This window comes from Sulfitobacter sp. SK011, from assembly GCF_003352065.1.
Classification (GTDB): Bacteria; Pseudomonadota; Alphaproteobacteria; order Rhodobacterales; family Rhodobacteraceae; genus Sulfitobacter.
Window position 1 is genome coordinate 2,073,121 of sequence record NZ_CP025803.1, and the last position, 26,529, is coordinate 2,099,649.

The following is a 26,529-nucleotide window of genomic DNA, read 5'->3' on the forward strand; positions in this document are numbered from 1 at the left end:
ATACATTTCAGGGCATGACCGCGCCTGATTGCCGTTTCTTCGGCACGTACATGATCGAAAAATGAGGGGGTGCCTGCCTGCGCCTAGCGGCGGGCCATGTCGGGCAGGGCGATGTTGGCGACCTGTTCCGAAATCGGATCATTGCCAAGCGGGTGGCTGTCCGGTTCAAAACTCTCAGGGTCTTTCAGCTTTTGCCAGGCACCGCCCATATAGATCTCAAGCCCTGAAAACTTGGCTTTATAGCCCATTTTCTGGCTGCCGGGCACCCAATACCCCAAATAGACATACGGCAGGCCTGCCGCACGCGCGATTTCGATGTGATCGAGAATGATGTAGTTGCCCAAGCCGTCGCGGGGACGGTCGGGCGTATAGAACGAATAGACCATGCTGACGCCATCGCCCAGAACATCTGTCAGGCAAACGCCGATCAATTCCCGTGTATCGGGGTCGGTATATTCGATCACCCGGCTGCGAATGGGAGTTTCCTCGACCATTGCGGCAAATTCGAACACATCCATGTCGGCCATACCGCCGTCTGCATGGCGGCTGTCGAGATAGCTGCGAAAGAGCGCATATTGATCTTCGGTCGCCCAAGGCGATGTGGCACGACGGATCAGGTGTTCACTGCGCTTAAGCGTGCGTTTCTGGCTTTTGCTGGGGGTAAACGCGGCCACATCGATACGTGCGGACAGGCACGCGGCGCAGTCAGAGCAGGACGGACGATAAAGCACGTTTTGTGAGCGTCGGAACCCCTGACCAGACAGGCTGTCATTCAGCTCGGCAGCATTTTCACCCTGCAACGCCGTGAACAACTTTCTCTCCATCCGGCCCTCAAGATAAGGGCAGGGCTGGGGGGCTGTCACATAGAACTGTGGCGTTAAGGGAAGCGTGTGGCGCATGAGATTCCGTCGTTAGATGTCAGATGATAACAACCCACCCGCCAGCCGCCAAGTAACGTTTTGCCAAATGGTTACACGCCGCGACGGCGGTTCACGGCAACCGAGCCAAGCACCATATCCGACAGTCCTTGCTTGCGCGCGGACACACACATTAAAACAACCGATATCAATTGCAGCGGGGCCACCGCCCATGAAAAGGAATAGCCAAGCGTGTGAAAGAGGGCAGTGCCAAAATCAAAGGGCTGATCGCGCAGATCGCGCAATTCCATCCCCATCAGGCGCATGCCCCAGGTGGCGGACCCCGTGGTTATCGTGATGACCCGGTAGATAAAGCCAATCACCAGCATCAGAAACGGGAAAAAGAAGATACCGGTGAATGCGGTAAAGGGCAGGATCATCAGGCACATTGCAACGATCACAATCATGTCCACCACCCACGCCAGCAAGCGTTTGGTGGGAACACCATCGTAGAATTCAGGTTGCGTATCCGGGTCGGGCGTATGGGGCATCTAAAAACATCTCTGACATGGTTTTGCCCCCCAACCAAAGGTCGGGAGGCGGGGGGAGGTTTGGTTTGGCTCAGGCCTCGGTTGGGCCTTCGCTGCGCTTGGCGCGTTCGTCCATGAACTGGTCAAACTCTGCCTTGTCCTTGGCTTCCCGCAGACGGGTGAGGAAAGCTTCAAAGTTTGTTTGCTCTTCTTCCAACCGGCGCAGGGTATCAGCCTTGTAGGCGTCAAAAGCGGCGTTGCCAGTGCTGCGTGTCGGCATTGAAAAGCTGCGGCTGCGGGTTGCGCAGGATTTACCAGAAAACATGCGTTTACTCCAGATCATGTACATCAAAAAGGCGAGGCCAACAGGCCAGAAGAAGACAAAGCCGAGGACCATCGCGGCGATCCATGCGCCTTTGCCTTTGTCATCAAGCCAACCCTCTGCGCGGGCAAACCAGCTGGCGCGCGGGGCAAAGCCTTGCTCGGAGGTAAGTGTGGTCATCTGTTTGGTGCCTTTCGGGTCAAGAGGGATGGGCCGTGTGGCCCTGAGGGATTATGAATGTGAATGTCTTTCACATCACCAAGATTGGCATTTGCAGGCGAGCTTGCAAGGGCTAATGTGAATGTTTTTTACATTTATCTATTTTATGACGTAAAATCAAATATTTCCGCGCTAGATATTTCGACGATTTTTTGCGGTGACAGACCAAAAACATGGTGCGGCGTGCCTGCAGCCGCCCAAATAACGTCGAAATCCAGCAATCTGCGGTCGAACCACGCACGTGGTCTGGTCAGATGCCCGATCGGGGCGACACCGCCAATCGCGAACCCGGTCTTGGCACGGATCAGGGCCGCGTCTGCTTTGCCCAAGGGTTCCCCGGCAAGGGCGGTGGCGCGGCTCAAATCAACCTGATTGCCGCCCGCCGTGATAAAGAGCAGGGCCGCGCCCGACCTCTCACCACGCAGGATGATCGATTTGGCAATCTGATCGACGGCGCAACCAAGGGCCGAAGCAGCATCCTGGGCTGTGCGGGCAAGGGCGGTTTCGCGGATATCCGGGTCAATCCCTGCGCCTTGCAGGCTGGCGCGTACACGTTTCAGGCTCTTGCTCATTGCGCGACACTGACGCAAAGCTGTGGGCATGACAACACGAACGCTCGCCGCTCAAATCACCCAGACCCCGCGGACCTATCACCAAGATCGCGCCGCCGAAGCAGCAGCACATGTTGCCGGTGCTGAGGTTGAGGTGCGCGACCTTGTCAGCGCTGCGGCGTCCTGCGCACCCTATCTGCTGGGACTGTTGGCCAAAGAGGCGGATTGGTTCCTGAAGGCGGCAGAGGCCCCCCAAGAGGCGGTCACGCAGGTGATCGCGGATGCGGCGGGTTTTGATGCAGCCACTCTGGCAGATGGTCTGCGACAGGGCAAACGTCGGGTCGCCCTGATGGCGGCGATTGCGGACTTGGGCGGGGCGTGGTCATTGGAGCAGGTGACCGAGGCGCTGACAGATTATGCTGACGCTGCCTGCGCTGCGGCGTTGCGGGCGGGTCTGGCGGCACAGATCAAACGCGGCAAACTGCCCGGCATGACCGAAGATGACCTGCATGATGCGGCAGGCATGGTGGTGCTGGCCATGGGGAAAATGGGCGCGCGAGAGCTGAATTATTCCTCGGACATCGACCTGATCTGTCTGTTTGACGAGACCCGTTTTGATGCGGCTGATTTTCACGACGCGCGCACGGCATTTGTGCGTGCCACCCGCGCGATGAGCGGCACGCTGAGTGATCTGACCGGCGAAGGCTATGTGTTTCGCACCGATCTGCGCCTGCGGCCTGATCCGGCCGTGACACCCGTCTGCATGGCGATGGAAGCGGCAGAGCGTTATTATGAATCGCTGGGCCGGACATGGGAACGGGCCGCCTACATCAAGGCGCGGCCCTGTGCGGGGGATGTGAAAGCCGGGAACGCGTTTCTCAAGACGCTGCGCCCCTTTGTCTGGCGCAGGCACCTTGATTTTGCGGCGATACAGGACGCCCATGACATGCGCCTTGCGATCCGCGAACACAAAGGGCTGGGGGGGCCGATTACCTTGCCGGGGCACAACATGAAACTTGGGCGCGGCGGCATCAGAGAGATCGAGTTTTTCACCCAGACGCGACAATTGATCGCCGGTGGCCGTGACCCGGACCTGCGGGTGCGTGGCACCTGTGACGGGCTGAGTGTGCTGACTGAAAAGGGGTGGGTGCCCGGCGATGTGGCCGAAACCCTGACCGATCACTACCGCCATCACCGCACCATAGAACACCGTTTGCAGATGGTTCAGGACGCGCAGACCCACACCTTGCCAAAAACCGATGCAGGCTTTGACCGCTTGGCCTGTATGGTGGACATGGACACGCAAGCGATGCAGGACGACATTCGCGCGCGTCTGAGTGCGGTGCATGAGCTGACCGAAGGTTTCTTTGCCGCGTCACGCGCACCCGGTGACAAACCGGATGCGGCCCCACATCAATTTGATGCACAGGTGATTGACCGCTGGCTCAGCTATCCGGCGCTGCGCAGTGATCGGGGGGCCGAGATTTTCGAACGGCTCAAACCCGGTTTGCTGGCGCGCCTTGCCACATCGGCCAAACCGGATGAGGCCTTGCAGGCCTTCGATGGGTTTCTGGCCGGACTGCCCGCCGGCGTGCAACTTTTCTCGCTGCTCAAGGCCAATCCGCAACTGGCAGACCTGCTGATCGATATCGTCACCACCTCCCCGGCATTGGCACAGCACCTGTCGCGCAATGCCGGGGTCTTTGATGCCGTGATCGGCGGTGACTTCTTTAGCGATTGGCCGGCGCGGGATGCATTGATCAAGCTCCTGGAAGAAGAACTGGCGGCAGAGGCGGATTATGAGACGCGCCTTGATGCCTCGCGACGCTGGGCGCGCGAATGGCATTTTCGGATAGGCGTGCACCTGTTGCGTGGATTGACCGACGCGCAGACGGCAGGTGTGCAATATGCCGACCTTGCAAGTGCTGTTCTGACAGTACTGTGGCCGGTGGTGATTGAACAGTTCGCCACCCGGCATGGCCCGCCACCGGGGCGCGGTGCGGTGATCCTTGGCATGGGGTCGCTGGGCGCGGGGCAGCTGACTGCGACCTCTGATCTGGACATGCTGGTGATCTATGACGCTGATGGCGTTGAAAGCTCGGATGGCAAACGGCCCCTTGCGTCCCGTTTGTATTATGCGCGCCTCACGCAGGCGCTGATCACCGCGATGACCGCGCCGATGTCGCAAGGCAGACTTTACGAGATCGACATGCGGCTGCGCCCCTCGGGCAATCAGGGGCCTGTAGCGACCAGCCTTGCTAGTTTTGAAAGCTATCAAAAGACCGAAGCATGGACATGGGAACATCTGGCCCTCACCCGAGGGCAGGTGGTCGCCGGGCCCAAGGCCCTGGCAGATGACGTTGAAAAGATGCGCCAGGAGGTGCTAACCACCGATCAAGACCGCGCCAAGGTTCTGAGCGACGTCGCCGAAATGCGCGACCGGATTGCGGCGTCCAAGACACCTGATGGGGTTTGGGATGCCAAGATCGGGCCTGGGCGGCTGCAGGATATCGAATTGCTGGCACAGGCAGGTGCATTGATCGCCGGGCAGGGCGCGCGCGACATCCCAAATGGCCTTGCGGCAGCGCGTGATACCGGGGTGATCTCGTCCACGGACTGCGACGTGCTGGTCCTGGCCTATCGGCAATGTTGGGCGCTGCAATGCGTCACGCGGTTGTTGTCAGCAAACCCGATTGACAGCGCCACCCTGGGTCAGGCGGGGGCGGCATTTCTGTGCAGATCACTTGACTGCGACACCCTTGATGCACTTGAGGCGCAGATGAACCAGACCTACGCCGCAGCAGGTCAGATCATCACAGCCGCACTGCGCCCCAAAGCAGAGGCAAAGACACGACCCCAGACGAAGGACACGGCATGATCAAGGGCGATGCGCATGACCCCAAGGGGTTGATATTCGAATCCTACCGGATCGACGGCATTTCGAAGTCCGAGTGTCGTACGATATTCCTGGATTGGGCGCTGAGCCTGCCGATTGAGAATGACACCGGCAAGACGATCTCGCATCTTTTGACGCAATACGGCCCAGACAATCCAGACCACCCGATGACCGAGGTTCTGAACGAGGGCCTTGTCAGCATGGCCGCACCGCGCAGGCGCGGCGGATGGCGGAGCCGCACGCGGAACTAATGCGGCCATCCGGGATACGCGCCTTTGGTCGAAGCCCTATCGTTAAATCACCGCCACAAACAGATGTGTCAAAAGCCTTTTGCGTTTTTGCGTGCTTCTCTTGTAGGTTGAGGCGGGCGCTGGCTCAGGCATCAAGTGGCCGAATTGTTCTTCATCGCAACAGGCAAAAATCTACCAACGAACGGAAATATCAAAACGAATGTCACTCGACTGGCTCATAACGCAAGTCAATCAATCCTTTGGAAATTGGAGCGAAATGGCAGGCTATCTGGCCTCTGTCCTCGTCTTTTTGACCTTTTGGATGAAAACCATCGTCCCGCTGCGCATGCTTGCGATTGCCTCGAATATTGCATTTATCGTCTACGGCCTGACTGCAGGTCTGATGCCTGTCCTATTGCTTCATGCGATCCTGCTGCCGCTGAACATATGGCGCACCACCCAGCAGATAAATCTGTTTCGGCGCGTCAGACATGCCTCAACCGCCCGCGCCAAGGTTGACGCGCTCTTGCCCTTTATGACGCTCAAGAGCCATCCGCGGGACACGGTGCTGTTTCTCAAGGATGACGCGGCCCACAAGATATTCCTGTTGCACACCGGGCAGGTTCTGGTGCCAGAGATCGGAAAATACCTTCAGCCTGGGACCCTGTTTGGTGAGATCGGGATTTTCATGCTGGACCAAAAGCGTATGGCGTCTGCCGTCTGCTCAGAAGACTGCGAAATATATGAGATTGATCATGATGATATCCTGCAGCTTTGTCTTCAGGACCCGGCATTTGGCATGTTTCTGACCAAACTCATCGTTGCGCGCATGTCCGAAAATCTGAAGCAGTCGGAGGACCGCAGGTACCTGGCCGCGTCGGAATTCTAGCGTGTTGTGCGCATTGTCGAGACTGTCGGTGAGACCCTGTCTGGCACTTTTCACGGCATAAAGGCGTTGTCGAAAAGGCGATCAAATCAGCATCTAACCATGCTGTTTACAGCACCTGGAAACACGGATCCCAAGGCCATTCTACGCTTTGGCAAACGTCTTTTCGCGTCATTTTGACAGCCTCGAAGCCCTGAGAGCACACGTTAAGGTTGTTGAGTGACCTTCGGAAAACTCCTTTTTTGTCTCAAATTTGCCATAATTCCCGGCCATCCTCAGAACAATAATAAAGCCTGATCAAGAAATGAATGGGCATCAACCGAGGCACGGAGCGAGGACGAAATGAACATATTGAAACTGATAACTCTACTCGGACTTGGCACGCTTATGTCGGCCTGTGGTAGTGTTCCCGATATCGCCAGCCGTAATGCGCCGTTTGAGACAACAGGTGCAGCATTGGCTGCCCCTGAGGTTCAAGCCCAGTTGCCGCAGGCCATGCGTGTGACTGCAATCAACGTCCGCGTCCCGCGCACTCTCAAGGTGTCAGAGGCGAATGTTTTTTATCCACGCGCAGACATCGTGTGGCGCGGTGACCCAATCGGTGACCGTCATGCCCAGATCCAGTCGATCTTTGAAACCGCGTTTGCGCAAGGCACCAGTGACATGACAGGTCCTGTCGATGTCATCCTTGACGTTGAAATTGTCCGTTTTCATTCGGTGACTGAAAAGACCCGTTATACAGTCGGCGGCGTGCACAACATGGAATTCCGTCTGACGGCGTTTAATGCTGTGACCGGCCTTCCACTGGCCCCGACACGTCAGATTGAAGCGAACCTGCCGGCCTTTGGCGGTGCGCAGGCAATTGCCGAAGAACGCCGCGGCCAAACACAAAAGGTCCGTGTGACCGGGTATCTGGCACAGGTGATCCGCCAGGAGTTGCAAAAACCGGTCTAACCGGACAATGCGCGGCGGTTGGCCTTTCGCGTCAAATAGGAAATCTGTGCTTTCACAAAAGCTTTGAAACGACTAGAGGGGGCGCTATGACAGCGCCCCTTAACACATCCGCCTCACCCGCGCCCGACCTTCCGGTTGTGCGCCTGTTGCCCAAAGCCAACGCGCGCGCCATCCGTCACGGCTTCCCTTGGGTCTATGCCAACGAACTGGTGACCGACCGCCGGACCAAGGCATTGGCACCCGGCACCATTGCCCGCCTCGAAGACAGCGACCGTCAGGCGATGGGTGTGGTTGCGATGAATTCCAATTCCAAGATCATCGCCCGCATGTTGGATCAAAACGCCGACGCGGTGATTGATCAGGCGTGGTTCGAGGCCCAGATCACCCGTGCGCTGGCCCTGCGCACGCTGATCTATGACGATCCTTATTACCGTCTGATCCACGCAGAAGCTGACGGCTTGCCCGGCGTGATTATTGACCGCTTCGGCGATACCTGTGTCGTACAGGCAAACGCGGCCTGGGCTGATGTGCATCTTGAACCGCTCTGCGCCGCCCTTGTCGCGGTAACAGGCGTCAGCACCGTGTTAAAGAACGCAGCTGGGCGCACCCGCACGCTGGAAGGTCTTGATGATGTTTCTGCGGTTTTGGTGGGCAATGCACCTGAAGCACCGATCCCTGTGCCGATGAACGGCGCGACCTATATGGCCGACCTGATCGGCGGCCAGAAAACCGGATTGTTCTATGACCAGCGCCCCAACCATGCCTTTGCAGCCCGCGTTTCGCGCGGTGCACGGGTGCTGGATGTGTTCGCGCATGTCGGTGGTTTTTCACTGGCCGCATTGGCCGCAGGCGCACAAAGTGCGGTGGCTGTGGACGGGTCTGCACCAGCACTGGAACTGGCGGCACAAGGGGCCGCCGCCATGGGGATGAGCGACAAATTCGCCACCCGTCAGGGCGACGCCTTTGACGCGCTGACCGCGCTCAGGGCTGAGGGCGCGGAATTTGATGTGGTGATCTGTGATCCGCCCGCCTTTGCCCCAAACCGTCAGGCGATGGAGGCCGGACTGCGCGCCTATGAACGCATCGCACGATTGGCGGCACCCCTGGTCGCTGAAAACGGTATTCTGGGCCTCTGTTCATGCTCCCATGCCGCTGATCTGGCGCAATTCCGAACCGTATCTGTGCGCGGCATTGGACGGGCAGGGCGTCGGGCCACCTTGTTGCACACCGGATTTGCCGGGGCAGATCATCCGCAATTGCCGCAACTTGCCGAAAGCGGATACCTCAAAGCCCTGTTCTTCCGTCTCTGATCCATGCGGGTCGTGCTGGATGCCTGCGTGCTGTTTCCAACGGTGATGCGTGAAGTGCTGTTAGGGGTTGCCGCGACTGGCGCTTTTGAACCCCGCTGGTCCGCACGGATATTGGAGGAATGGGCGCTGGCCGCCCGCAAGCTTGGCCCTGAGGGCGAGGCGCTGGCACGGGGCGATGTTGCACTTGTCAGCAGCCATTTTCCAAACGCAACTGTAAAGCCCGCACCGGGTCTTGAGGCGCGGTTGTGGTTGCCTGATGACAACGACATTCATGTCCTAGCTGCCGCGATCGCGGGTCATGCAGATGTAATCGTGACCGCCAATGCCAAGGATTTTCCCCGTGGCATACTGGCCGAGGAAGGCATCGCGCGCGCTGACCCCGATGCGTTCCTGTTGGGCCATTGGCAGGCCGAACCTGACATGGTGGCAGGTGTTGGCGATCGTGTGCTGAACGAAGCGCGGCGTTTGTCCGGACAGGATTGGAACATCCGTGCCTTGCTCAAAAAAGCGCGGCTGCCACGTCTGGCGAAAGCCTTGTCTTCCTAGGTATTCCACCGCTGCTGTAGACGGGTAAGGGCGGCAATACGTTCCTCTGTTTTTGGATGGCTCAACAGCCATGCCGGGGCCGTCCCGTGATTGGTCTGGGTTAATGCTTCAAGTTTGTTGAACAAGGATATCTGCGGGGCGACACCGATCCCTGCCTTGGTCAGCAACGCAGCGGCATAGGCGTCGGCCTCGTATTCATCGCTGCGCGACAGACGGGCTGCCAAAAGCGTGGTCAGCAAATTGGCGATCCAGATGCCGAAGAACGGAATAAAGCGGCCCAGCACCATCGCCAGCACGGTGCGCATGGCATTCTGACCGGAAAAATCAATCATCCGGCGGCGCGAATGGCCCAAGGCGACATGGCCCAACTCATGCGCTATCACGCTGGCCAGTTCTTCGGCGCTGACCTCGCCCGCTTTGAATTTCTTGTAAAATCCGCGGGTGATAAAGATGCGCCCGTCCGGCGCGGCAAGCCCGTTCACCGGTTCAATCTCGTAAATATGGACCTTGATGCGCGGCAGATCGAGGGCGGTCGCCATCTTGGCGCTCATGTCGCGCAGCGCGGGATCCATCAGAGGCGATGATTTTGCATCCAGCTCCTTGGCGGTGCGCCAGGCGGAAAACCGGTACATGGCGAGGGCGTAGAGGACGGCAAGCAAAATGGGGAGGACACGGATCATAGGTTTAATATGGGGGCGTTTGGGAGCGGGGCAAGCGGTGTGCAGCGGTATTTAAGAAAGGGTGAAATGAAAGCAGGTTTTCCCGGGGTCGCGGTAACAAAGGGGCAAGGGACGATCAGCGGGTCAGTTCCTTGATCCCGCGCGTTAATCCTTCTAGCGTCATTGGAACCATGGCCTGCGCGCCGAAAATCTCCTGGATCATCGCGATGGACTGTGTGTAAGGCCAGTACTTCTCGGGCAAGGGATTGATCCACAGGTTGCTTTGCCACTGGTCGCGCGCCCGGCTCAGCCAGACCGATCCCGCCTCCGCATTCCAATGCTCATTGGCCCCGCCCGGATAGGCGACCTCATAGGGGGACATCGACGCGTCACCAACGAATATACATTTGTAATCAGGACCATAGGTGCGCAATATCTCATGGGTAGGCTGCTGTGCGTCCCACCGTCTGCGGTTGTCGCGCCACACACCTTCGTAAAGACAATTGTGGAAATAGAAGTATTCCAGATGCTTGAACTCGGATTTGGCGGCGCTGAACAGTTCTTCAACCACCTTGATGTGAGGGTCCATTGACCCGCCCACATCCAGAAACAACAACACCTTGACAGCATTGCGCCGTTCGGGCCGGGTTTTGACATCGAGATAACCGTGTTCGGCCGTGGCACGGATGGTGCCGCCCAAATCCAACTCTTCGTCTGCGCCATCGCGCGCCCAGCGGCGCAGGCGTTTCAGCGCAACTTTGATGTTGCGGGTTCCCAGTTCAACTGTGTCGTCCAAGTTCTTGAATTCACGCTTGTCCCAGACTTTGACGGCCCGTTGATGCCGCGATGCCTGTTGCCCAATTCGCACCCCTTCGGGATTGTACCCATAGGCCCCAAACGGCGAGGTGCCAGCCGTGCCCACCCATTTGTTGCCGCCTTGATGTCGGCCTTTCTGCTCTTCAAGCCGTTTCTTGAGCGTTTCCATAAGCTTATCAAAGCCACCTAATGCTTCAATTTCGGCTTTTTCCGCAGCACTCAGGTGTTTTTCCGCCATCTTTTTCAGCCAGTCGCCGGGAATATCAACGGCTTCAAGAACGTCATCCAAGCTGATGTTTTCCAAGCCTTTAAAGGCTGCGGCAAAGGCGCGGTCAAATTTATCAATGTTGCGTTCATCTTTGACCATTGCGGTCCGTGCGAGATAATAAAAGCCCTCAACATCATAGGTGGCAAGCCCGGCTGCCATGCCATCCAGAAATGCCAGAAATTCCCGCATCGACACGGGCAACCCATGTTTGCGCATCTGTTCGAAAAAGGGCAGGAACATGCGCTTTACGTCCCGCTGAGCAGGCGGTCCAGAATGACAGTCAGGATCATACCGACGACCACAAATGCCATGGCATAGCCAACAGCATATTGCGCGATATCCTTGCGGTTGCCGCCGCGTTTTTGAGCCGTGCGCCCACCCAGAAATGCGCCAAGAATACCCAATATGATTACTATCATGACGCTTGCCCGCTTTATCCTTTGAGCGGGTTCAGCGATGCAATCTCGCGCAGCTTGGCCCGCACAGCCCAGTCTGGACCAAAGCCGTAACGCGCCCAGCCGATACTGTCCAGCCTGACGCTGCGCGCCTCGGCTGTGCGGTTCTCCAACTCAAGCGCCTCGGAGCGCAAAAGCAGCAATGTCGCAAGCAGTGCTGCGTTCTGGCTCTTGCGTGCGATGTCGATGTGGGGCGCGATCAGACGCAGGGCCGCATCCCCCTGACCCTGGCTGACGGCATAGCCGCCCAATTGCGTCGCGACATAGGCCCGGTGCAACGCCGTACCCGGTGTCTGCGCGTAAAAGCGGTCTGCGGTTGCGTAATGATATTGTGCGCCTTGCGGGTCGGTGTTTTGCAGGACACGGCCCATGGCGTAATGGGCAAACGCCCGGCGGTTGTCTTGCCAGCCCATCGCGGTGGAAATGCGAATTGCCTCTCTTGCGGCTGCATGACGGCTGGAAAAGGAAACCGAGCGTCCCAGTGCGATCTGAATCGCGCGGCTCCACGCCAGCGGGGTGCGGGTACTGACGCGGGCAGGTCGGTAATTGCCGCGTGGGTTGATACGCGAAAAGATTTCGGGCAGGGCGGCAGCCACCTGGCCCCGCGACATGCCTGATCGCAACGCTGGATCGTAGTAGGCGCGCAGGATCATCATATCGAAACCGGTCAGAACCGTGTGCACATTGTCATCGTTGAATACACTGTCGGGCAGGCGGTAAAGATCGTTGAGCGGTCCCAGCGCCTGCGCCAGTTCTTCGTGCAAACAATCGCGCACTTCCTGTGGGCTTGCATCATTGGGCAGGAATATCGCCATTCGTTCGCGCTTTTGCAGCAGCGTCCAGTTGGTGCGTGGCTGTCTGCGCGCTGAGCGATATTCAGACAAGGTGCTGACATTGGGGGCCACGAAACACGCCGCCTGCGGTAAGACCCTGCGGATGTCCGCGCGGCTGACCGCCTGGATTGTGATATTGGCGCTTGAATTCGTGGTATAGGTGATGTCGATTTTCGCCTCAGAGCGCAGGCGTGAAATCAAGCGGCTTAGGTCAGACCCAAGTGTCGCAGGTGCCGCACCGGTGACGCGTACGGTGACGGGTGTTTCAAATCGGGTCAGCACCGGCAAGGCGCGCCCGCTTTCCATCTGGAAGGACAATTCAATGAAATCGGCTGCCAGATCTTTGTTGGATCGCACCGGGGCCGAAGGCTGTGTTGCGCCAAAACTCTTCATTGGGGGCAGGGTGCTGGTGCTGCTGATTGCGCGTGTCGCGACCTCGGGCTGGGAGGCTGGAACGCAGGCGTTCAACAACATCACAAGCGGCAGAACAATGCGCGCTCTCATTCAGAAATTTCCATAAAATCAGGGGTTTGGCAAAGTGAATTGCGTAGCGCTGCCACGCAAGGCGTGCACACGGAATGTGTGTTTTGGATCATCATACTTGCCTGCCTGCCCTTTTTGAGCGTCTTGATTTGGGTCTTTTTGCCCGCCTTCTCGACCTTTGTAGGGAGCAATTAAGGCAAAAAAGAGGCAAATTGGGCAGAGAAAAAGTAAAGGTGTTTTTCTTGTCAGGACGACTCCGAAAAGGCATCCGGAAACGGGGAAAAAGCCGCATTCTCGTTGAAATTTTTTGGAGCGCCAAAGCCAAATTTTCGACAAAAAATATCTGAGGACTTAGTCGGGCGTTTCAAAAACGACCCAGATCAGAAAACACCTGTCCCGCGCGTTATCGCTGACCGCGCGCCATGAACGCCAGACGTTCAAACAAATGCACATCCTGTTCGTTCTTGAGCAAGGCACCATGCAACTTGGGAAGCGCAGATGTGCCGTCTTTCTTCAGATCAGCAACATCCATATCTTCGGCCAGCAGCAGCTTGAGCCAGTCCAGCACTTCTGACGTCGATGGTTTTTTCTTGAGGCCCTGCTGGTCGCGAATTTCATAAAATTGCGTCAGCGCCGTGGTCAGCAAAGCTTCCTTGATGCCCGGATGATGCACTTCGACGATCTTTTTCAACGTCTCCATTTCTGGAAATCGGATGTAGTGAAAGAAGCACCGCCGCAAAAACGCGTCCGGCAGTTCTTTTTCATTGTTGGATGTGATGATGACGATGGGGCGATTGACCGCTTTGATGGTCTCGCCGGTCTCATAGACAAAGAATTCCATCTTATCGAGTTCCTGCAACAGATCGTTGGGAAACTCGATGTCAGCCTTGTCGATTTCATCGATCAGCAAGACGACTTTTTCACCCGCTTCAAATGCCTGCCAGAGCTTGCCCTTGCGGATGTAGTTTTTCACGTCATGCACACGCTCTTCGCCCAGTTGGCTGTCGCGCAGGCGGCTGACTGCGTCGTATTCATAAAGGCCCTGTTGCGCGCGGGTGGTCGATTTGATGTTCCATTCGATCATCTGCAAACCCAAGGCATTGGACACCTGGCGGGCCAATTCGGTCTTGCCGGTTCCAGGTTCGCCTTTAACGAGCAGGGGCCGTTCCAGCGTGACAGCGGCATTTACAGCGATCGTCAGGTCGTCAGTTGCGACATAATCGGCGGTACCTTGGAATTTCATAGCGTTTTCAACCTCTCATGCCGCAGCGTTGATGCCTCGCCTTTAAGCAAAATTCACAAGCATTGTGTAGTGACAATCGTCAAATGCTGAGTTAAACGCTGCGGCAAGGGGGCAATCAATGAGGAGTAACCTCAAATGCCAGGTCCAAAATTTGTCGAGGGAGACACTATGAAGCAGGAAGTTTTCCTGTCGGACGACTACGCTCCGGCAGAGGACGAACCATTCATGAACGACAAGCAGGTCGAATACTTTCGCCGCAAGTTGCTGAACTGGAAAGCCGAGTTGCTGGCCGGCAGCCGTGACACCATTGAGACGATGAAGGACGGTACGCGCAACATCCCTGATGTGACCGACCGCGCCTCGGAAGAAACCGACCGGGCACTTGAACTGCGCACCCGCGACCGGGCACGCAAACTGGTCACCAAGATCGAAGCTGCCCTGCGCCGGATCGACGAAGGCGAATTTGGCTATTGCTCGGTCACCGGCGATCCGATTTCGCTCAAGCGCTTGGACGCGCGGCCCATTGCGACAATGAGCCTTGAGGCGCAGGAAAAGCATGAGCGGCGCGAAAAAGTCCACCGCGACGAGTAAGGCCGGGGCAATTTTTTCGGTCTGACAAGGATTTTTGAAACGCCGGGGTGGATGCTCCGGCGTTTTGTTTTGGGGGACGAGCGTGGACATTTCAAACGCCATTGTGGTGGGCGGGGGCATCGGCGGCTTGGCGGTGGCCACGGTGCTTGCGCGGCAGGGCGTTGCGGTGACGGTTCTGGAACAGGCGCCACACATCGCCGAAGTGGGGGCCGGATTGCAGATCAGCCCGAATGGTCTGGCGGTGTTGCGCGCGCTTGCGCTTGACGGCGCGCTGCGCGGTCGCGGGGCTGTCCGGGGGCAGGCGGTTGTCCTGCGCGATTATGTGGCGGGCGAAACCGTTGCGCGCCTCGATCTGATGCGCTTGGCAAGAGATCAGCAGTATTACTTTGTCCACCGGGCCGATCTGATTGAAGTGCTGGTGGCGGCGGCCAAGCGTGCGAACGTGAGTTTCGAGCTTAACGCTCAAGCGGCAACGCTGCGTCCGGGGGCACTGCCGGTTGTGCAGATGTCCGATGGGTCAACACGGCGCGCCGAAGTCGTCGTCGCAGCAGACGGGATCCATTCAATGGCGCGTCCCGTGCTGAACGGGGCTGATACCGCAGCTTTCACCGGGCAGGTGGCGTGGCGTGCGCTTGTGCCAAACACATCCAATCATCCTGACGAGGCCCATGTGACGATGGGGCCGGGCCGACATCTGGTAAGCTATCCGGTGCGCGGCGGCAATTTGATCAATCTGGTCGCTGTCGAGGAACGCGCGGACTGGGCCGCCGAAGGATGGAACCATCGCGATGACCCACAAAAACTGCGCGCGGCCTTTGCCGAATTTGGTGCCGAAGCCAAGGAGATGTTGAGCGCAGTTGAAAATGTGACCCTCTGGGGGCTGCACCGTCATCCGGTGGCCGCGACCTGGCAGCGTGATGGCGTTGTCATGTTGGGTGATGCCGCGCACCCAACCCTGCCGTTTCTGGCACAGGGCGCGAACATGGCGCTCGAAGATGCATGGGTGCTGGCCGATCACCTTGCGCGGCTGCCGCGCGATGCCGCACTGGCGCAGTATCAGCGCACCCGCGAGGCCCGCGTGCGCCGGGTGATTGCGGCCGCACAAAGCAATGCCACGCGATATCATCTGCGCCCCGGCCCGGTGCGGACCGCAGCCCATCTGGGGCTGCGGCTGGCCAGCAAACTGGGGCCGGGACGGATGATCGGTGCCTTCAACTGGCTCTACGGGCACGATGTGACCCGCAGGCCGTGATCACTGGGCGCGCTTGACCATCCCGAACAGATCACGTGGATCTTCGGGGTCGGCCAGCAGGTCAAGTGGTTGATAAAGCTTGGTCTCAGCAATCTGGTCCCGCACATAACGCAGCGCCGAGAAATCCTCGATCGCAAAGCCGACACTGTCAAACAGAGTGATCTGTTTGTCGTCGGTCCGCCCTGCGGCCTGACCGGTCAGGACCTGCCAGACTTCAGTAACGGGGTGATCGGCATCAAGTTGCTGGATTTCGCCCTCGATCCGTGTCTGTTCGGGGTATTCCACAAAAATGCCAGCCCGGTGCAGGATAGCCGGGGCCAATTCGGTCTTGCCGGGACAATCGCCGCCAATGGCGTTGATGTGCACGCCTGCACCAACCATGTTGTCGGTCAGGATCGTGGCATATTGTTTATCGGCGGTGCAGGTGGTGATGATCTGCGCGCCCAGCATCGCATCCTCTGCGGTTTTGCAGCTCACAACAGTGATGCCGTGACCCGCAAGGTTGGCGGCGCATTTGGCGGTGGCAGCAGGGTCAATATCGTAAAGGCGCACCTCGTCGATGCCCGCAATCGCCTTCATCGCCATGGTCTGAAACTCTGACTGTGCGCCATTGCCGATCATCGCCATGATATGGGCGCCCTTCGGGGCCAGCAACCGCGCCACAACGGCGGAGGTGGCCGCCGTGCGCATGGCGGTCAGGATGGTCATTTCGGTCAGCAATACCGGGTAACCGGTGGCAACATCGGCAAGCAGGCCAAAGGCGGTCACCGTTTGAAGCCCGTCGGCCGTGTTGTCAGGATGGCCATTCACGTATTTGAACCCGTAAACATCCCCGTCAGAGGTGGGCATCAATTCGATCACGCCGACATCGGAATGGCTGGCCACGCGAGGGGTTTTGTCAAAAAGTTCCCAGCGTTTGAAATCTGCCTCGATATAATCGGCAAGACCGATCAGCATCGGTTCAATGCCGATGTGGTTGATCAGCTTCATCATGTTTTCGACAGAGACAAAGGGCACAAGAGCTTTGGCGGAGGGTTTGAGGTTGGTCATGTGATGTTCCTTCAATCTGATCAATACGCGCGTGTCGGACGGTCGAACACCCGACGTCCCAATGCGGATGCGGCCAGATCAACCATCAAGGTTGCCGTGCGGCCCCGTTCATCGAGAAACGGGTTCAGCTCAACAAGATCAAGCGAGCTCATTAACCCTGAATCGCTGATCATTTCCATGACCAGATGACCTTCACGCACGGTTGCACCGCCGGGGACAGTGGTGCCAACCGCAGGGGCGACAGAAGGATCGAGAAAATCCACATCAAGTGACACGTGCAGCAACCCGTTCGCCGCCTCAACCTTATCAAGGAATGCGGACAACGGACGCGCGATGCCGCTTTCGTCAATCTCGCGCATGTCCACATGGGTAATGGCGCTGTCTTGTAGTGCCGCGCGTTCTGCGGCATCGACCGAGCGCAGACCGATGATGGCGATGTTTTCCTCGGCCAGCGGGGCGTCGATTTCTGGGAACCCGACAAATCCGTCGCGACCGGTGACATAGCCCAAGGGTGTGCCATGCAGATTGCCGCTGTCGGTGGTATCGGGTGTGTGAAAATCTGTATGCGCATCCAGCCATAGCACAAAAAGCGGGCGCCCCACCGCATCCGCATGACGCATCGCACCCAGCACAGTGCCCAATGACAGCGCATGATCGCCACCCATGAAGATCGGCAAGCCGTCATTCATCGCGGCCTCAGACGCATCAGCGAGGCTGGACGTCCAGGCGATGGTTTCCTCCAACTGCACCAGCCTTGGATGTTCTTTGGCCTCAAAAGGGGCAGGGGCGACATCACCCTGATCGGTGACGGTGTGACCCAGACCGCGCAGCGCATCCGCCAAACCCGCGGTGCGGTAGGCATCGGGTCCCATCAGGCAGCCTTTGCGCCGCTTGCCACTGTCCATGGGCGCGCCCACCAATATGCAGTTTTGCTGTGTCATCCATCTGCTCCTTTGAAACTGTTGAACTGTCATATCCGACATATTGGGCCGTGGACAATTGATCAAACTGACCATATTGGGGAGAGGTTGACCAAAATGGATAAAACTTATGGACGAAACGGATCATCGGCTGATCGCGGCCCTGCGCCACGATGCACGTACGGCACTTTCGGATCTGGCGCTGGCCTTGAACCTGTCGCGCACCACGGTACGGGCCCGCATCGCGCGGCTGCGTGAACGTGGTGAGATCGTGGGGTTTACGGTTGTCACCCGCTCGGATGTGATGCGCGACCCGGTGCGTGGCATGATGATGATCGGGATCGAAGGGCGCGGGGCGGATCGGATCACCCGGCAACTGAACCTGATGCCGGAACTGCGCGCGGTCCATTCGACCAACGGACGCTGGGATGTGATCGTGGAAATAGGCACCAAGACTCTGGAGCACTTTGACGAAGTTCTGGCGCGCATCCGGCGATTGGATGGTGTGGTGGCCAGCGAAACAAGCCTGTTTCTGAAAACCCGCAAATCGGGGTAAATGGGACGTCTTTGCACCGTCGGCATGACGTCGGTTACGGTCTGCCCGCGACCGCAGGCGGTAACAGCGCCTCAATCTCGGCAAATCCCATGGCCTTGTCTGAATAGGTAAAGCTCCCCTGACCGGCAATCTCACGCGCGGCGTCAATGAACGCCCCATAGGCGCGCCGCACCAGCGCGGAGCCAACGCTGATCCGGCGCACGCCTGCATCTGACAGTTCTGTCACGGTAAAAGTTGCACCGGGCATGCCCATGACCACGTTCACGGGTTTTTTCAAGCTGGCGCAGACGGTGGAAATCACGTCGAGATCCTTCAGACCGGGCGCATAGAGAACATCCGCCCCTGCCGCTTCAAAGGCCTGAAGACGGCGGATGATGTCATCCACATCGGTGCTGCCCCACAAAAGCCCCTCGGCTCGTGCGGTCAGGACAAAATCATCGGACAAGGCGCGGGCGGCGTCGCTGGCGGCGGCGATCCGGTCGACGGCATGATTGAAATCATAGATCGGCGCGTCGGGATCACCTGTGTGATCCTCAAGCGAACAGCCCGCCAGTCCGATGTCGGCAGCGGCGCGGATCGTTTCGGCAGCATTGGCCGGATCGTGGCCGAACCCATATTCCAGATCAGCAGACACAGGCAGGTCCGTGGCCCCAACAATGTCGCGGCAGTGGTTCAACACAGCGTCGCGGTCCACCTGACCTTCGCGCAGGCCCATGGCAAATGCCATTCCAGCACTTGTGGTGGCGAGCGCAGCAAAGCCCATGGCGCAGAGCATCCGTGCGCTGCCGACATCCCACGGGTTGGGAATGACAAAGGCACCGGGGCCACCGTGCAGGTCGCGAAATGAATTGATCATGATTTGCCCCCCCCGTGCAGCCTAGGGTCAGCAGGCGGGGAAGGAAAGTTTTATGTGCGGCGCGCCGCCAGCACCCAGATCGCCGCCAGGCCAAGCGAGATCACCCCATTCCAACCGGCCATCGACAGGCCCATCAGTGACCAGACAACCTCGTCACAAAGCACCAGACCAGTGGGCGCATCCATCGACAACAGATCGCTGCCGCCCATCGCACCCAGATCAAGGCCGCCCCCGGTGCACGACGATGGCCCCGGCCACCAGCGCCATTCGACGCCTGCGTGGTAAAATCCGATCAAACTGGTGGCTGCGGCGGCCAAGGCACCCGCCCAGATCAACGGCCGTGGTCCGCCAATCATCAGAACCACACCTATCGCGATGGCAGCCGCATGCGGCCAGCGTTGCCACAGGCACATCTTGCAGGGCAGCAGGCCGCCGATATGCTGAAATCCGTAGGCCCCCAGCAAAAGCGCTGCAGAACCAAGCGTGGCAAGTGCGATCAGGGTCGTGCGGGTCATAGGTACTTTACCAGAACAAAGCCGCCAATCAGCAGCGCAAGAGCAAGGGTAAACATCAACCCAAGTCTGCGTTCAATGAAATCCCGGATCGGGGCACCGAAATGCCACAGCAGGCCCGCAACAATGAAAAACCGCAGTCCCCGCGCCAGCACGGATGTGGCCACGAACGTCGCCAGCGGCATACCTGTCCAACCGGACATGATCGTGATGACCTTGTAGGGAAACGGCGTGATGCCCGCGACCAGAACGGCCCAGAACCCCATATCGTTGAACCGCTCAGAGAATTCGGCCATGGCGTCGGCCTTGCCCAGCGAGGCAAGGATCGGCTGACCGATGGTATCAAACGCCAGCGCCCCAATCGCATACCCCAGCAAACCGCCCAAAACGGAGGCCACCAGCGCCACTCCGGCGATCAGCCATGCCCGACGCGGCTGTGCGATGATCATCGGGATCATGATGATATCCGGCGGGATCGGAAACACCGAACTTTCCACAAACGCGACACAGGCCAGCGCCCAAAGCGCATGAGGATGCTGGGCGAGGCTGAGCGTCCAATTATACAAGCGTTGGATCATGTTGGTGGCTCCGATTATGCTGGATGATGGAACAGCACGCGCGGTGGCCGGGGTCAAGTGGCGCGTGGCATTTGAATGAAATTACTCTTGCCCAGCCCTGCGATGCGCGATACATGCCCCTCGTGCCCAAGTGGCGGAATGGTAGACGCAGGAGATTCAAAATCTCCCGCCGCGAGGCGTGCCGGTTCGAGTCCGGCCTTGGGTACCACCCTGTTTTTCAGGTCTCCGTTCTGATTAGACATTCCTGCTTTGACGGACAGTCGGTTGAAGAGCATTGATCAGCCCGGATGTGCCAATCCCCCATTGAATATCCTTCCATCAGGCATGAGCAGACCGCGGTGCAGAAACTCTTTGGCGATGCGGGAGGGTTTACGATTTGAGTGGAAACAATATTTCAGCATTCGCGCGAAACGAGAACCAATATCGGCGGTTTCGCAGCATTGTTTCGGTTGAGATGAATAATTCTAGAATCTGACCAAGCAGAAATCACAGTTTAGCTGATCAAGGAGTGCCGTTGGCCGTTTCCCGATTTAGCACACTTAACCAAGTTTGCGTTTGGCGTCGCGTGACCGCACTCAGGGTCTCTATCAAGAAATGAACGAACTGAGCGAAGCTGGGCCCCGGAGGACTTGGAAACAATTAACCTTATTCCTCGTTGACGGTCAGAATCTCTCACAAAAAGAACCGGACAAGTTCACGGCATTTACCATTATTTTTCGGCTATTTTATTCTTTGTTGGATCGATCTCGGGGAATAGAGATGGCCCTGTCCAATTGGGGAGTAGAATTTATAGAACACGGGGCGGAGTGCCACATTCCTGCGCAATCAGGTCATTGGAAGGCCGTGAGGTGCCTTTGCGCCGAATCTCCTTATCGGAGGGAATGGTTAACGGGCCATCCAGTTGGGGTGCCCAGCCTTTGCCCTGTTTTTTGACAGTTTTGAAACGGGTTTGCAGATTCAATCATGGATTGTATCCAAGAGCGAAACAATGATACAGGATTGTGTTGAAAACCGGGTCATTCTAAGCGATCTGCAGCCGATATCCGTCTTTTCCCCTGAAATATATGTAAAAATATTGTAAAAGTTGTGGAAGTGCAGCCTTTTCCCGCATGAGTAAATGTTGATCCAATTTGAGGGGTGCCACTGCCATGGCCACCATTAACGGAACCCCGGGTTCCGACACGCTTCAAGGTACTTTCGAGAATGACCAGATCACAGCCGGGGCCGGAGACGACCGCGTTTCGGGGCTGGGCGCTGATGATCTGATTGACGGTGGCGCGGGCAATGACACGCTTTATGGGGACACTGGCGCAGGCACCGCACCGGGTCAGAACGCATCACCGCTCAATCTGAGTTTTGGCAACCGCACCGCGAACACTGGCAACAGCGCCGACGCTGGGGACAGTGTGGTGTACCGCGACGTGGCGACCCTTGCGGATGGCACATCGGTCTGGGGCCGTCTGGTTCTGGTTGCGACCTCTGATGACAAAATGCCCATCGACCTGACCGGCGGTACAGGCGCGGAAATCCTGCTCAATCGGGGCGGCGGATCGCGGTATCAGGGTGAAACAGCGACCTTCAGGTTGGAATTCTTTGATCCTGCCACGGGCAATCCCGTCTCTTTGAATGCGACAGGGACATTTGTCGATCTCGATCGGGACAGCCCCGGCGATCAGGAATCGGTGTCCATCGTCGCCAGCAGCTATACCGCTTTTGCGACCAGCGCCGGAACATCGCTGAACGTCACGACGGGCAATGGCACGGTCAACGCCGCAGGCACAGAAATCAACGGACCATCCGATCAGGATGCGTGGTTTTCGCTAGAGTTTGAAAACCGCGAATTTATCGAATTCACGTTAGAGGCACGGTCATCGGGATCTGGGTTTACCCTCTCTGGCCAATCGATTGGCAATCCTTTGGTGACATCTCTGCCGGGCGGCAACGACACTATTCTGGGTGGCGATGGTCAGGATCTGATCTTTGGTCAGCGCGGCGCAGACAGTCTGGATGGCGGTCAGGGTGACGACACCCTTGATGGTGGGGATGGCGACGATGTGCTGGTCGGCGGAGACGGCGATGACAGCATCTTTGGTGGCGCTGGCATGGACACGATTGTTTCAGGTGCCGGAAACGATCGGGCCGAGGGCGGCTTTGGCAGCGATACGTTCACGTTTGATGCGGCGGGCAACCATGTGATCATCGGTGGCGAAGACGCGGATGGATCTGACATCGACACGCTGGACCTCACCGGCGTTGACCGCAGCACCTACCGGATCATCCCCGGAACACCCGAGGCAGGTCGCATCGAATTTCTGGACACCCAGGGCAACGTCGTCGGGCGCACGGATTATTCTGAAATCGAAGAGGTGATCATTTGCTTTACCCCCGGCACGCGCATCGCGACCATTCGCGGCGAAGTGGCGGTAGAGACGTTGAAAGAAGGGGATCAGATCATCACCCGCGACAATGGCGTGCGCCCGCTACGCTGGATCGGGCGGCGTGATTTGAACCGGGTTGAACTGGCACATATGCCGTCACATTGCCCCGTCCTGATCCGGCATTCTGCCTTGGGCAAGGACGCGCCCCGGCGCGATATGCTTGTCAGTCCAAACCACCGCATGTTGATAACGTCGCACTTGGCCGAGGTTATGTTTGGCGAACGCGAAGTGCTGGTCGCGGCAAAACATCTGACCGGACTTGACGGCGTGGACAGCGTTCAGGTGCCTGCAGTCAGCTATATTCACCTGATGTTCGACAATCACGAGGTGATCCTGGCAGATGGGTGTTGGGCCGAAAGCTTTCAGCCGGGGGATCATTCAATGGCAGGTATCCGATCGCAACAGCGCCGCGAGATTCTGGACCTGTTCCCGGAATTGGAAAACCCGCAAGGTCTGAACAATTATTTTGCCGCACGCCGGTTGCTGCGGGCCCATGAGGCAAAGCTGCTCACGGCTTAGCAGGAACCGTGACGCAAAAATCTGGGACATGATCGTTGTGGATCAAGGGGGATCCTGTCGCGACGTGCGCCAGATCGCCCATTGTTCGGGCGTGTCCAAATCACCACGGGCACGGGTGCCGGGCAGGGGCACCAAAACCATCTGGTCCTGATGTGCGGCGACAACTTCGCGCCCGCCGCTGTCGCCACGCAATGCTGCGAGTTCAGCAAACACATCAGCCTTGAAGACAATTGGATGACCCGCCGCACCGTCCTGCGTCGCGCCACGCCAGATCAATTTTTGTGTCTTTAAATCAACGGATTGCGCGACGGTGATCAGGTCGTCCGCAGTCAGGTCAGGCAAATCCGCCAGCAGCACCATCGCACATTTTGTACCCGCCGGCAGCGCCATGATCGCTGCCCGCAAACTGGCGTTCATGCCCTCATCTGCATCCGCCACTGGCAGCGTGGTCACCTGCAATCCCGACAATGCGTCATAGCGCGGATGCGGTGCCGGTGGCAGCGCGACAATCACCTTTCCATCTGTGACCGCGCGGGCCATCTGCGCCTGACGTCGCAGCAGAGGCACGCCGTCAATCTCTTCCAGCAATTTGTCACGCCCGCGCATCCGGCGCGATTGCCCGGCGGCCAGAATGATAATTGGAAAGGACATGAGATGGGCCATGAAGCCACCTTATGTTGTCACTGCACGGTGGGAAAGCTATCCCCGCATCCGGGTTCCGTCCGGATCAAAGAGCGGCGTGGAAATGAGCGTGGCAGGGCGCATTTTTCCCAAAATCTCGATCTCGACCTGCAGGCCATCTTGGGCTGCGGCGGTGGGCACAAATCCCAGTGCAATGGATTTGGCTGCATGGTGCGAATAGCCCCCGGAGGTGCAAAACCCAACCACCTCGCCACCCAGCCAGATCGGTTCATACCCATGCACATCTGCGTCGATTGCATCGACCTCAAAAGCTGTCAGCTTGCGGGTTGGGGGCGTGGCACGTTCCGCCTCGGCCAGTGCGCGACCAATAAAGGCGGTGTTTTTCTTGAAACTGATAAAGCGGTCCAACCCGGTTTCCGCCGCCGTGTAATCCGGCGAAAATTCTGACATCCAAGAGCCAAAGAACCGGTCCAGCCTCAGTGACATCATCGCGCGCATGCCAAAAGGCACCATGCCATGTGGTTGCCCGGCGGACCAAAGCGCCGTCCAAAGCGCCCGCTGGCCCATGGGATCACAATAAATCTCATACCCCAGATCGCCGGTATAGCTGACCCGCTGCACGATGCAGTCGACCATGCCAACGGTCATTTTCCACACGTCGAGAAATTTCATGTCGCCAATGTCGGTGCGGGTGCAGGCCTGCAAGACATCGCGCGCATGCGGTCCGGCAATCTGAAACCCGGTGCGGCGGTCAGAGATATTGTCGACCTGCACACCCTCTTCGAGATGCTGTTCAAACCAGCGGCTGTGAAACGCCTGCGCGCCGTAAGAAGCAGTCAGTTGAAAGTCTTCTTCGCCCAGGCAGGAGATGGTGAAATCACCAATCAACTTGCCCTTTTCCGACAACATGGGTGTCAGGGAAAGTCGCCCTTGCTTTGGCACGCGCCCGGCCATGATCCGATCAAGCCACGCCCGCGCGTTTGGTCCGGTGACACGGTACTTGCCAAAATTCTGCACCTCATTGATGCCCACGCCGTTGCGCACCGCAGTCACCTCGCGGGCCGTGGCGGCAAAGGCATCAGAACGGCGAAACGAGGGTGTCTCGAACGTCGGCTCATTCCCGGTGGCAAAATAATTTGGCACCTCAAGGCCATATTGCTGCCCCCAGACGGCACCCATCGAGGTGAAAATGTCATACATCGGCGTGGTGCGGTTGGGGCGCGCGGCGGGCAGTTCCTCGTTCGGGTAAGACACCGAGAACCGCTTTTGATAGTTTTCAATCACCTTGGGCAGCGTATAGCCGGGTGAAATCCAGCTGCCGAAACGGGCGACATCCATCGCCATCACATCGCGTTCCGGCTCGCCTTCGATCATCCATTGCGCCAGCGTTAGGCCCACGCCGCCGCCCTGGCTGAACCCGGCCATCACGCCGCAGGCGGACCAATAATTGCGCACGCCCGGCACCGGACCCACCAGCGGATTGCCGTCAGGGGCAAAGGTAAAAGGGCCGTGGATCACGTTTTTGACGCCCGCGCGTTCCAGATCGGGAAAGCGTTTGTAGGCAAAGGTGATGCTGTCCTCGATCTTGTCAAAATCGTCTTGCAGCAAGTCCTGACCAAAGCTCCACGGGGTGCCATCAACGGCCCAGGGGCGGCAGCTTTGTTCGTAAAACCCGATGCACAGCCCCTTACCCTCTTGGCGCAGATAGGATTCGCCCGCCGGGTCCATGACATGCGGGTGCTCATGGCCGTCTTTCATCATGTCAACGATCAGCGGCACCTCTTCGGTGACGATATACTGGTGCTCCATCGGGTGCAGCGGAAAGTATATGCCCGCCATCGCCCCCACTTCGCGCGCCCACAGGCCGCCGGCATTGATCAGATGTTCGGTATGTATCGTGCCCTTGTCGGTCACCACGTCCCAGGTGCCGTCCGCCCGCTGATTGGTTTCGCGCACCATGCAGTGGGTTTCAATCGTCGCACCGCCCATTTTTGCGGCGCGCGCATAGGCGTGTGTGGTGCCGGACGGGTCAAGGTGCCCGTCCAGCGGATCGTAAAGCCCGCCAATGATGCCATCGAGGTTGGTCACGGGCGCGATTTTTGCGATCTCTTCGGGGCCGACAATTTCGGTATCAAGCCCCATGAAACGGTGCTTGGCCCGTTCGGCAAGCAGCATGTCAAAGCGGTCCTGATTGTCGGCCAAAGTGACGCCGCCGACATGGTGCAAACCACAGGACATGCCGGTGATTTCTTCCAATTCCTTATATAAACGAATGGTATAGCCCTGAAGCGCGGCCATGTTGGTGTCGCCGTTAAGGGTATGAAACCCGCCCGCAGCGTGCCATGTGGACCCCGATGTCAGCTCAGAGCGTTCAACAAGCATCACGTCAGACCAGCCAAGTTTGGTCAGGTGATACAAAACGGATGCGCCAACGACGCCGCCGCCGATGATCACTGCGCGGGTGGTGGTTTTCATGGGAAACTCCGGTCGGTTGTTTGCCCGAAACTGCGCGAGCAGGGCGCAACGTTCATGTGGTTTTCCGACACGATCTGTCGAT

The 26,529-nt window shown here is 58.2% G+C and carries 27 protein-coding genes and 1 tRNA gene; 12 read left to right on the forward strand and 16 right to left on the reverse strand.

Annotated features, from left to right (window positions below; genetic code table 11):
* Positions 1-83: 83 nt before the first annotated feature.
* The 4 genes from C1J02_RS10205 to C1J02_RS10220 all read right to left on the reverse strand — a co-directional run bounded on the left by C1J02_RS10205 (position 84) and on the right by C1J02_RS10220 (position 2,500).
* A complete protein-coding gene (locus tag C1J02_RS10205) occupies positions 84-899 on the reverse strand; it encodes an arginyltransferase (protein ID WP_114878479.1) in 816 nt (271 codons plus the stop codon).
* Between the two features lie 71 nt (positions 900-970).
* Entirely contained in the window at positions 971-1,408 is a 438-nt protein-coding gene (locus C1J02_RS10210) for an RDD family protein (protein ID WP_114878480.1), read from the reverse strand.
* A 70-nt stretch (positions 1,409-1,478) separates the two neighbouring features.
* A complete protein-coding gene (locus C1J02_RS10215; RefSeq protein WP_114878481.1) occupies positions 1,479-1,889 on the reverse strand; it encodes a DUF2852 domain-containing protein in 411 nt (136 codons plus the stop codon).
* A gap of 143 nt (positions 1,890-2,032) precedes the next feature.
* On the reverse strand, positions 2,033-2,500 hold the full coding sequence (locus C1J02_RS10220; protein ID WP_114878482.1) for a YbaK/EbsC family protein: 468 nt from the start codon (positions 2,498-2,500) through the stop codon (positions 2,033-2,035).
* Between the two features lie 28 nt (positions 2,501-2,528).
* On the opposite strand from C1J02_RS10220, the gene C1J02_RS10225 reads away from it, so the two are divergent.
* The 6 genes from C1J02_RS10225 to C1J02_RS10250 all read left to right on the forward strand — a co-directional run bounded on the left by C1J02_RS10225 (position 2,529) and on the right by C1J02_RS10250 (position 9,301).
* Complete coding sequence (locus tag C1J02_RS10225; RefSeq protein WP_114878483.1) at positions 2,529-5,357, forward strand: glutamine-synthetase adenylyltransferase; 2,829 nt, start codon at positions 2,529-2,531, stop codon at positions 5,355-5,357.
* A complete protein-coding gene (locus tag C1J02_RS10230) occupies positions 5,354-5,626 on the forward strand; it encodes a hypothetical protein (protein ID WP_114878484.1) in 273 nt (90 codons plus the stop codon). Before C1J02_RS10225 ends, C1J02_RS10230 begins: the two co-directional genes overlap by 4 nt.
* Positions 5,627-5,825: 199 nt before the next feature.
* Entirely contained in the window at positions 5,826-6,494 is a 669-nt protein-coding gene (locus C1J02_RS10235) for a Crp/Fnr family transcriptional regulator (protein WP_114878485.1), read from the forward strand.
* A 339-nt stretch (positions 6,495-6,833) separates the two neighbouring features.
* Positions 6,834-7,445, forward strand: a complete 612-nt coding sequence (locus C1J02_RS10240; RefSeq protein ID WP_114878486.1) for a DUF6778 family protein — start codon at positions 6,834-6,836, stop codon at positions 7,443-7,445.
* Positions 7,446-7,531: 86 nt separating this feature from the next.
* The gene (locus C1J02_RS10245) at positions 7,532-8,755 is read left to right on the forward strand and encodes an RSP_2647 family RNA methyltransferase (RefSeq protein WP_114878487.1); all 1,224 of its coding nucleotides are present in this window, start codon (positions 7,532-7,534) and stop codon (positions 8,753-8,755) included.
* 3 nt (positions 8,756-8,758) lie between these two features.
* Positions 8,759-9,301, forward strand: a complete 543-nt coding sequence (locus C1J02_RS10250; RefSeq protein ID WP_114878488.1) for an RSP_2648 family PIN domain-containing protein — start codon at positions 8,759-8,761, stop codon at positions 9,299-9,301.
* Here C1J02_RS10250 and C1J02_RS10255 read toward each other — a convergent pair.
* From C1J02_RS10255 to C1J02_RS10270, 4 genes are all read right to left on the reverse strand, one after another.
* A complete protein-coding gene (locus tag C1J02_RS10255; RefSeq protein ID WP_114878489.1) occupies positions 9,298-9,981 on the reverse strand; it encodes a M48 family metalloprotease in 684 nt (227 codons plus the stop codon). The genes C1J02_RS10250 and C1J02_RS10255 overlap by 4 nt on opposite strands.
* A gap of 115 nt (positions 9,982-10,096) precedes the next feature.
* Positions 10,097-11,284 (reverse strand): VWA domain-containing protein, encoded by a 1,188-nt coding sequence (locus tag C1J02_RS10260; RefSeq protein ID WP_114878490.1) that lies wholly within the window; start codon positions 11,282-11,284, stop codon positions 10,097-10,099.
* 5 nt (positions 11,285-11,289) lie between these two features.
* On the reverse strand, positions 11,290-11,463 hold the full coding sequence (locus C1J02_RS10265) for an apolipoprotein acyltransferase (protein WP_114878491.1): 174 nt from the start codon (positions 11,461-11,463) through the stop codon (positions 11,290-11,292).
* A gap of 14 nt (positions 11,464-11,477) precedes the next feature.
* On the reverse strand, positions 11,478-12,836 hold the full coding sequence (locus C1J02_RS10270) for a DUF2927 domain-containing protein (RefSeq protein WP_114878492.1): 1,359 nt from the start codon (positions 12,834-12,836) through the stop codon (positions 11,478-11,480).
* Between the two features lie 83 nt (positions 12,837-12,919).
* Between C1J02_RS10270 and C1J02_RS10275 the strand changes: the two genes are divergently transcribed.
* Positions 12,920-13,162 (forward strand): hypothetical protein, encoded by a 243-nt coding sequence (locus tag C1J02_RS10275; protein ID WP_162798300.1) that lies wholly within the window; start codon positions 12,920-12,922, stop codon positions 13,160-13,162.
* A gap of 56 nt (positions 13,163-13,218) precedes the next feature.
* Here C1J02_RS10275 and C1J02_RS10280 read toward each other — a convergent pair whose 3' ends face one another.
* Positions 13,219-14,058, reverse strand: coding sequence for a MoxR family ATPase (locus C1J02_RS10280; RefSeq protein ID WP_114878494.1), 840 nt, complete (start codon positions 14,056-14,058; stop codon positions 13,219-13,221).
* Between the two features lie 168 nt (positions 14,059-14,226).
* Here C1J02_RS10280 and dksA point away from each other — a divergent pair, with 168 nt between their 5' ends.
* Together dksA and C1J02_RS10290 are read left to right on the forward strand one after the other, a co-directional pair.
* The gene (dksA, locus tag C1J02_RS10285) at positions 14,227-14,649 is read left to right on the forward strand and encodes an RNA polymerase-binding protein DksA (RefSeq protein ID WP_114878495.1); all 423 of its coding nucleotides are present in this window, start codon (positions 14,227-14,229) and stop codon (positions 14,647-14,649) included.
* Between the two features lie 82 nt (positions 14,650-14,731).
* Positions 14,732-15,901, forward strand: a complete 1,170-nt coding sequence (locus tag C1J02_RS10290) for an FAD-dependent monooxygenase (protein WP_114878496.1) — start codon at positions 14,732-14,734, stop codon at positions 15,899-15,901.
* Here the strand turns inward: C1J02_RS10290 and C1J02_RS10295 are convergent, their stop codons facing one another.
* On the reverse strand, positions 15,902-16,951 hold the full coding sequence (locus C1J02_RS10295; RefSeq protein WP_114878497.1) for an ornithine cyclodeaminase: 1,050 nt from the start codon (positions 16,949-16,951) through the stop codon (positions 15,902-15,904).
* A 20-nt stretch (positions 16,952-16,971) separates the two neighbouring features.
* A complete protein-coding gene (gene rocF / locus C1J02_RS10300; protein ID WP_114878498.1) occupies positions 16,972-17,892 on the reverse strand; it encodes an arginase in 921 nt (306 codons plus the stop codon).
* A gap of 109 nt (positions 17,893-18,001) precedes the next feature.
* Between rocF and C1J02_RS10305 the strand changes: the two genes are divergently transcribed.
* On the forward strand, positions 18,002-18,427 hold the full coding sequence (locus C1J02_RS10305; protein ID WP_114878499.1) for an Lrp/AsnC family transcriptional regulator: 426 nt from the start codon (positions 18,002-18,004) through the stop codon (positions 18,425-18,427).
* 34 nt (positions 18,428-18,461) lie between these two features.
* Here the strand turns inward: C1J02_RS10305 and C1J02_RS10310 are convergent, their stop codons facing one another.
* Genes C1J02_RS10310 through C1J02_RS10320 form a run of 3 tightly spaced genes read right to left on the reverse strand, consistent with a single transcriptional unit; the run spans position 18,462 to position 20,373 of the window.
* Complete coding sequence (locus C1J02_RS10310; RefSeq protein WP_114878500.1) at positions 18,462-19,283, reverse strand: oxaloacetate decarboxylase; 822 nt, start codon at positions 19,281-19,283, stop codon at positions 18,462-18,464.
* A 50-nt stretch (positions 19,284-19,333) separates the two neighbouring features.
* Positions 19,334-19,798 (reverse strand): disulfide bond formation protein B, encoded by a 465-nt coding sequence (locus C1J02_RS10315; protein WP_114878501.1) that lies wholly within the window; start codon positions 19,796-19,798, stop codon positions 19,334-19,336.
* Positions 19,795-20,373, reverse strand: coding sequence for a YqaA family protein (locus C1J02_RS10320; protein ID WP_114878502.1), 579 nt, complete (start codon positions 20,371-20,373; stop codon positions 19,795-19,797). Before C1J02_RS10320 ends, C1J02_RS10315 begins: the two co-directional genes overlap by 4 nt.
* A gap of 124 nt (positions 20,374-20,497) precedes the next feature.
* Between C1J02_RS10320 and C1J02_RS10325 the strand changes: the two genes are divergently transcribed.
* Positions 20,498-20,581 (forward strand) — tRNA-Leu (locus C1J02_RS10325).
* Positions 20,582-21,521: 940 nt separating this feature from the next.
* Positions 21,522-23,330 (forward strand): Hint domain-containing protein, encoded by a 1,809-nt coding sequence (locus C1J02_RS10335; RefSeq protein WP_114878504.1) that lies wholly within the window; start codon positions 21,522-21,524, stop codon positions 23,328-23,330.
* A gap of 42 nt (positions 23,331-23,372) precedes the next feature.
* On the opposite strand, the gene C1J02_RS10340 is transcribed toward C1J02_RS10335, so the two are convergent.
* Both C1J02_RS10340 and C1J02_RS10345 read right to left on the reverse strand, forming a co-directional pair.
* Positions 23,373-23,993: an NTP transferase domain-containing protein gene (locus C1J02_RS10340; protein WP_114878505.1), complete on the reverse strand. Its 621-nt coding sequence runs from the start codon at positions 23,991-23,993 to the stop codon at positions 23,373-23,375.
* A gap of 36 nt (positions 23,994-24,029) precedes the next feature.
* Positions 24,030-26,447, reverse strand: a complete 2,418-nt coding sequence (locus C1J02_RS10345) for an FAD-dependent oxidoreductase (protein WP_114878506.1) — start codon at positions 26,445-26,447, stop codon at positions 24,030-24,032.
* Positions 26,448-26,529 lie beyond the last annotated feature (82 nt).

Bases quoted from the DNA above. Each gene is read 5' to 3' on its own strand.
- C1J02_RS10205 (WP_114878479.1), bottom strand. From the start codon at position 899: ATGCGCCACACGCTTCCCTTAACGCCACAGTTCTATGTGACAGCCCCC.
- C1J02_RS10210 (WP_114878480.1), bottom strand. From the start codon at position 1,408: ATGCCCCATACGCCCGACCCGGATACGCAACCTGAATTCTACGATGGT.
- C1J02_RS10215 (WP_114878481.1), bottom strand. From the start codon at position 1,889: ATGACCACACTTACCTCCGAGCAAGGCTTTGCCCCGCGCGCCAGCTGG.
- C1J02_RS10220 (WP_114878482.1), bottom strand. From the start codon at position 2,500: ATGAGCAAGAGCCTGAAACGTGTACGCGCCAGCCTGCAAGGCGCAGGG.
- C1J02_RS10225 (WP_114878483.1), top strand. From the start codon at position 2,529: ATGACAACACGAACGCTCGCCGCTCAAATCACCCAGACCCCGCGGACC.
- C1J02_RS10230 (WP_114878484.1), top strand. From the start codon at position 5,354: ATGATCAAGGGCGATGCGCATGACCCCAAGGGGTTGATATTCGAATCC.
- C1J02_RS10235 (WP_114878485.1), top strand. From the start codon at position 5,826: ATGTCACTCGACTGGCTCATAACGCAAGTCAATCAATCCTTTGGAAAT.
- C1J02_RS10240 (WP_114878486.1), top strand. From the start codon at position 6,834: ATGAACATATTGAAACTGATAACTCTACTCGGACTTGGCACGCTTATG.
- C1J02_RS10245 (WP_114878487.1), top strand. From the start codon at position 7,532: ATGACAGCGCCCCTTAACACATCCGCCTCACCCGCGCCCGACCTTCCG.
- C1J02_RS10250 (WP_114878488.1), top strand. From the start codon at position 8,759: ATGCGGGTCGTGCTGGATGCCTGCGTGCTGTTTCCAACGGTGATGCGT.
- C1J02_RS10255 (WP_114878489.1), bottom strand. From the start codon at position 9,981: ATGATCCGTGTCCTCCCCATTTTGCTTGCCGTCCTCTACGCCCTCGCC.
- C1J02_RS10260 (WP_114878490.1), bottom strand. From the start codon at position 11,284: ATGTTCCTGCCCTTTTTCGAACAGATGCGCAAACATGGGTTGCCCGTG.
- C1J02_RS10265 (WP_114878491.1), bottom strand. From the start codon at position 11,463: ATGATAGTAATCATATTGGGTATTCTTGGCGCATTTCTGGGTGGGCGC.
- C1J02_RS10270 (WP_114878492.1), bottom strand. From the start codon at position 12,836: ATGAGAGCGCGCATTGTTCTGCCGCTTGTGATGTTGTTGAACGCCTGC.
- C1J02_RS10280 (WP_114878494.1), bottom strand. From the start codon at position 14,058: ATGAAATTCCAAGGTACCGCCGATTATGTCGCAACTGACGACCTGACG.
- dksA (WP_114878495.1), top strand. From the start codon at position 14,227: ATGAAGCAGGAAGTTTTCCTGTCGGACGACTACGCTCCGGCAGAGGAC.
- C1J02_RS10295 (WP_114878497.1), bottom strand. From the start codon at position 16,951: ATGACCAACCTCAAACCCTCCGCCAAAGCTCTTGTGCCCTTTGTCTCT.
- rocF (WP_114878498.1), bottom strand. From the start codon at position 17,892: ATGACACAGCAAAACTGCATATTGGTGGGCGCGCCCATGGACAGTGGC.
- C1J02_RS10305 (WP_114878499.1), top strand. From the start codon at position 18,002: ATGGACGAAACGGATCATCGGCTGATCGCGGCCCTGCGCCACGATGCA.
- C1J02_RS10310 (WP_114878500.1), bottom strand. From the start codon at position 19,283: ATGATCAATTCATTTCGCGACCTGCACGGTGGCCCCGGTGCCTTTGTC.
- C1J02_RS10315 (WP_114878501.1), bottom strand. From the start codon at position 19,798: ATGACCCGCACGACCCTGATCGCACTTGCCACGCTTGGTTCTGCAGCG.
- C1J02_RS10320 (WP_114878502.1), bottom strand. From the start codon at position 20,373: ATGATCCAACGCTTGTATAATTGGACGCTCAGCCTCGCCCAGCATCCT.
- C1J02_RS10335 (WP_114878504.1), top strand. From the start codon at position 21,522: ATGGCCACCATTAACGGAACCCCGGGTTCCGACACGCTTCAAGGTACT.
- C1J02_RS10340 (WP_114878505.1), bottom strand. From the start codon at position 23,993: ATGGCCCATCTCATGTCCTTTCCAATTATCATTCTGGCCGCCGGGCAA.
- C1J02_RS10345 (WP_114878506.1), bottom strand. From the start codon at position 26,447: ATGAAAACCACCACCCGCGCAGTGATCATCGGCGGCGGCGTCGTTGGC.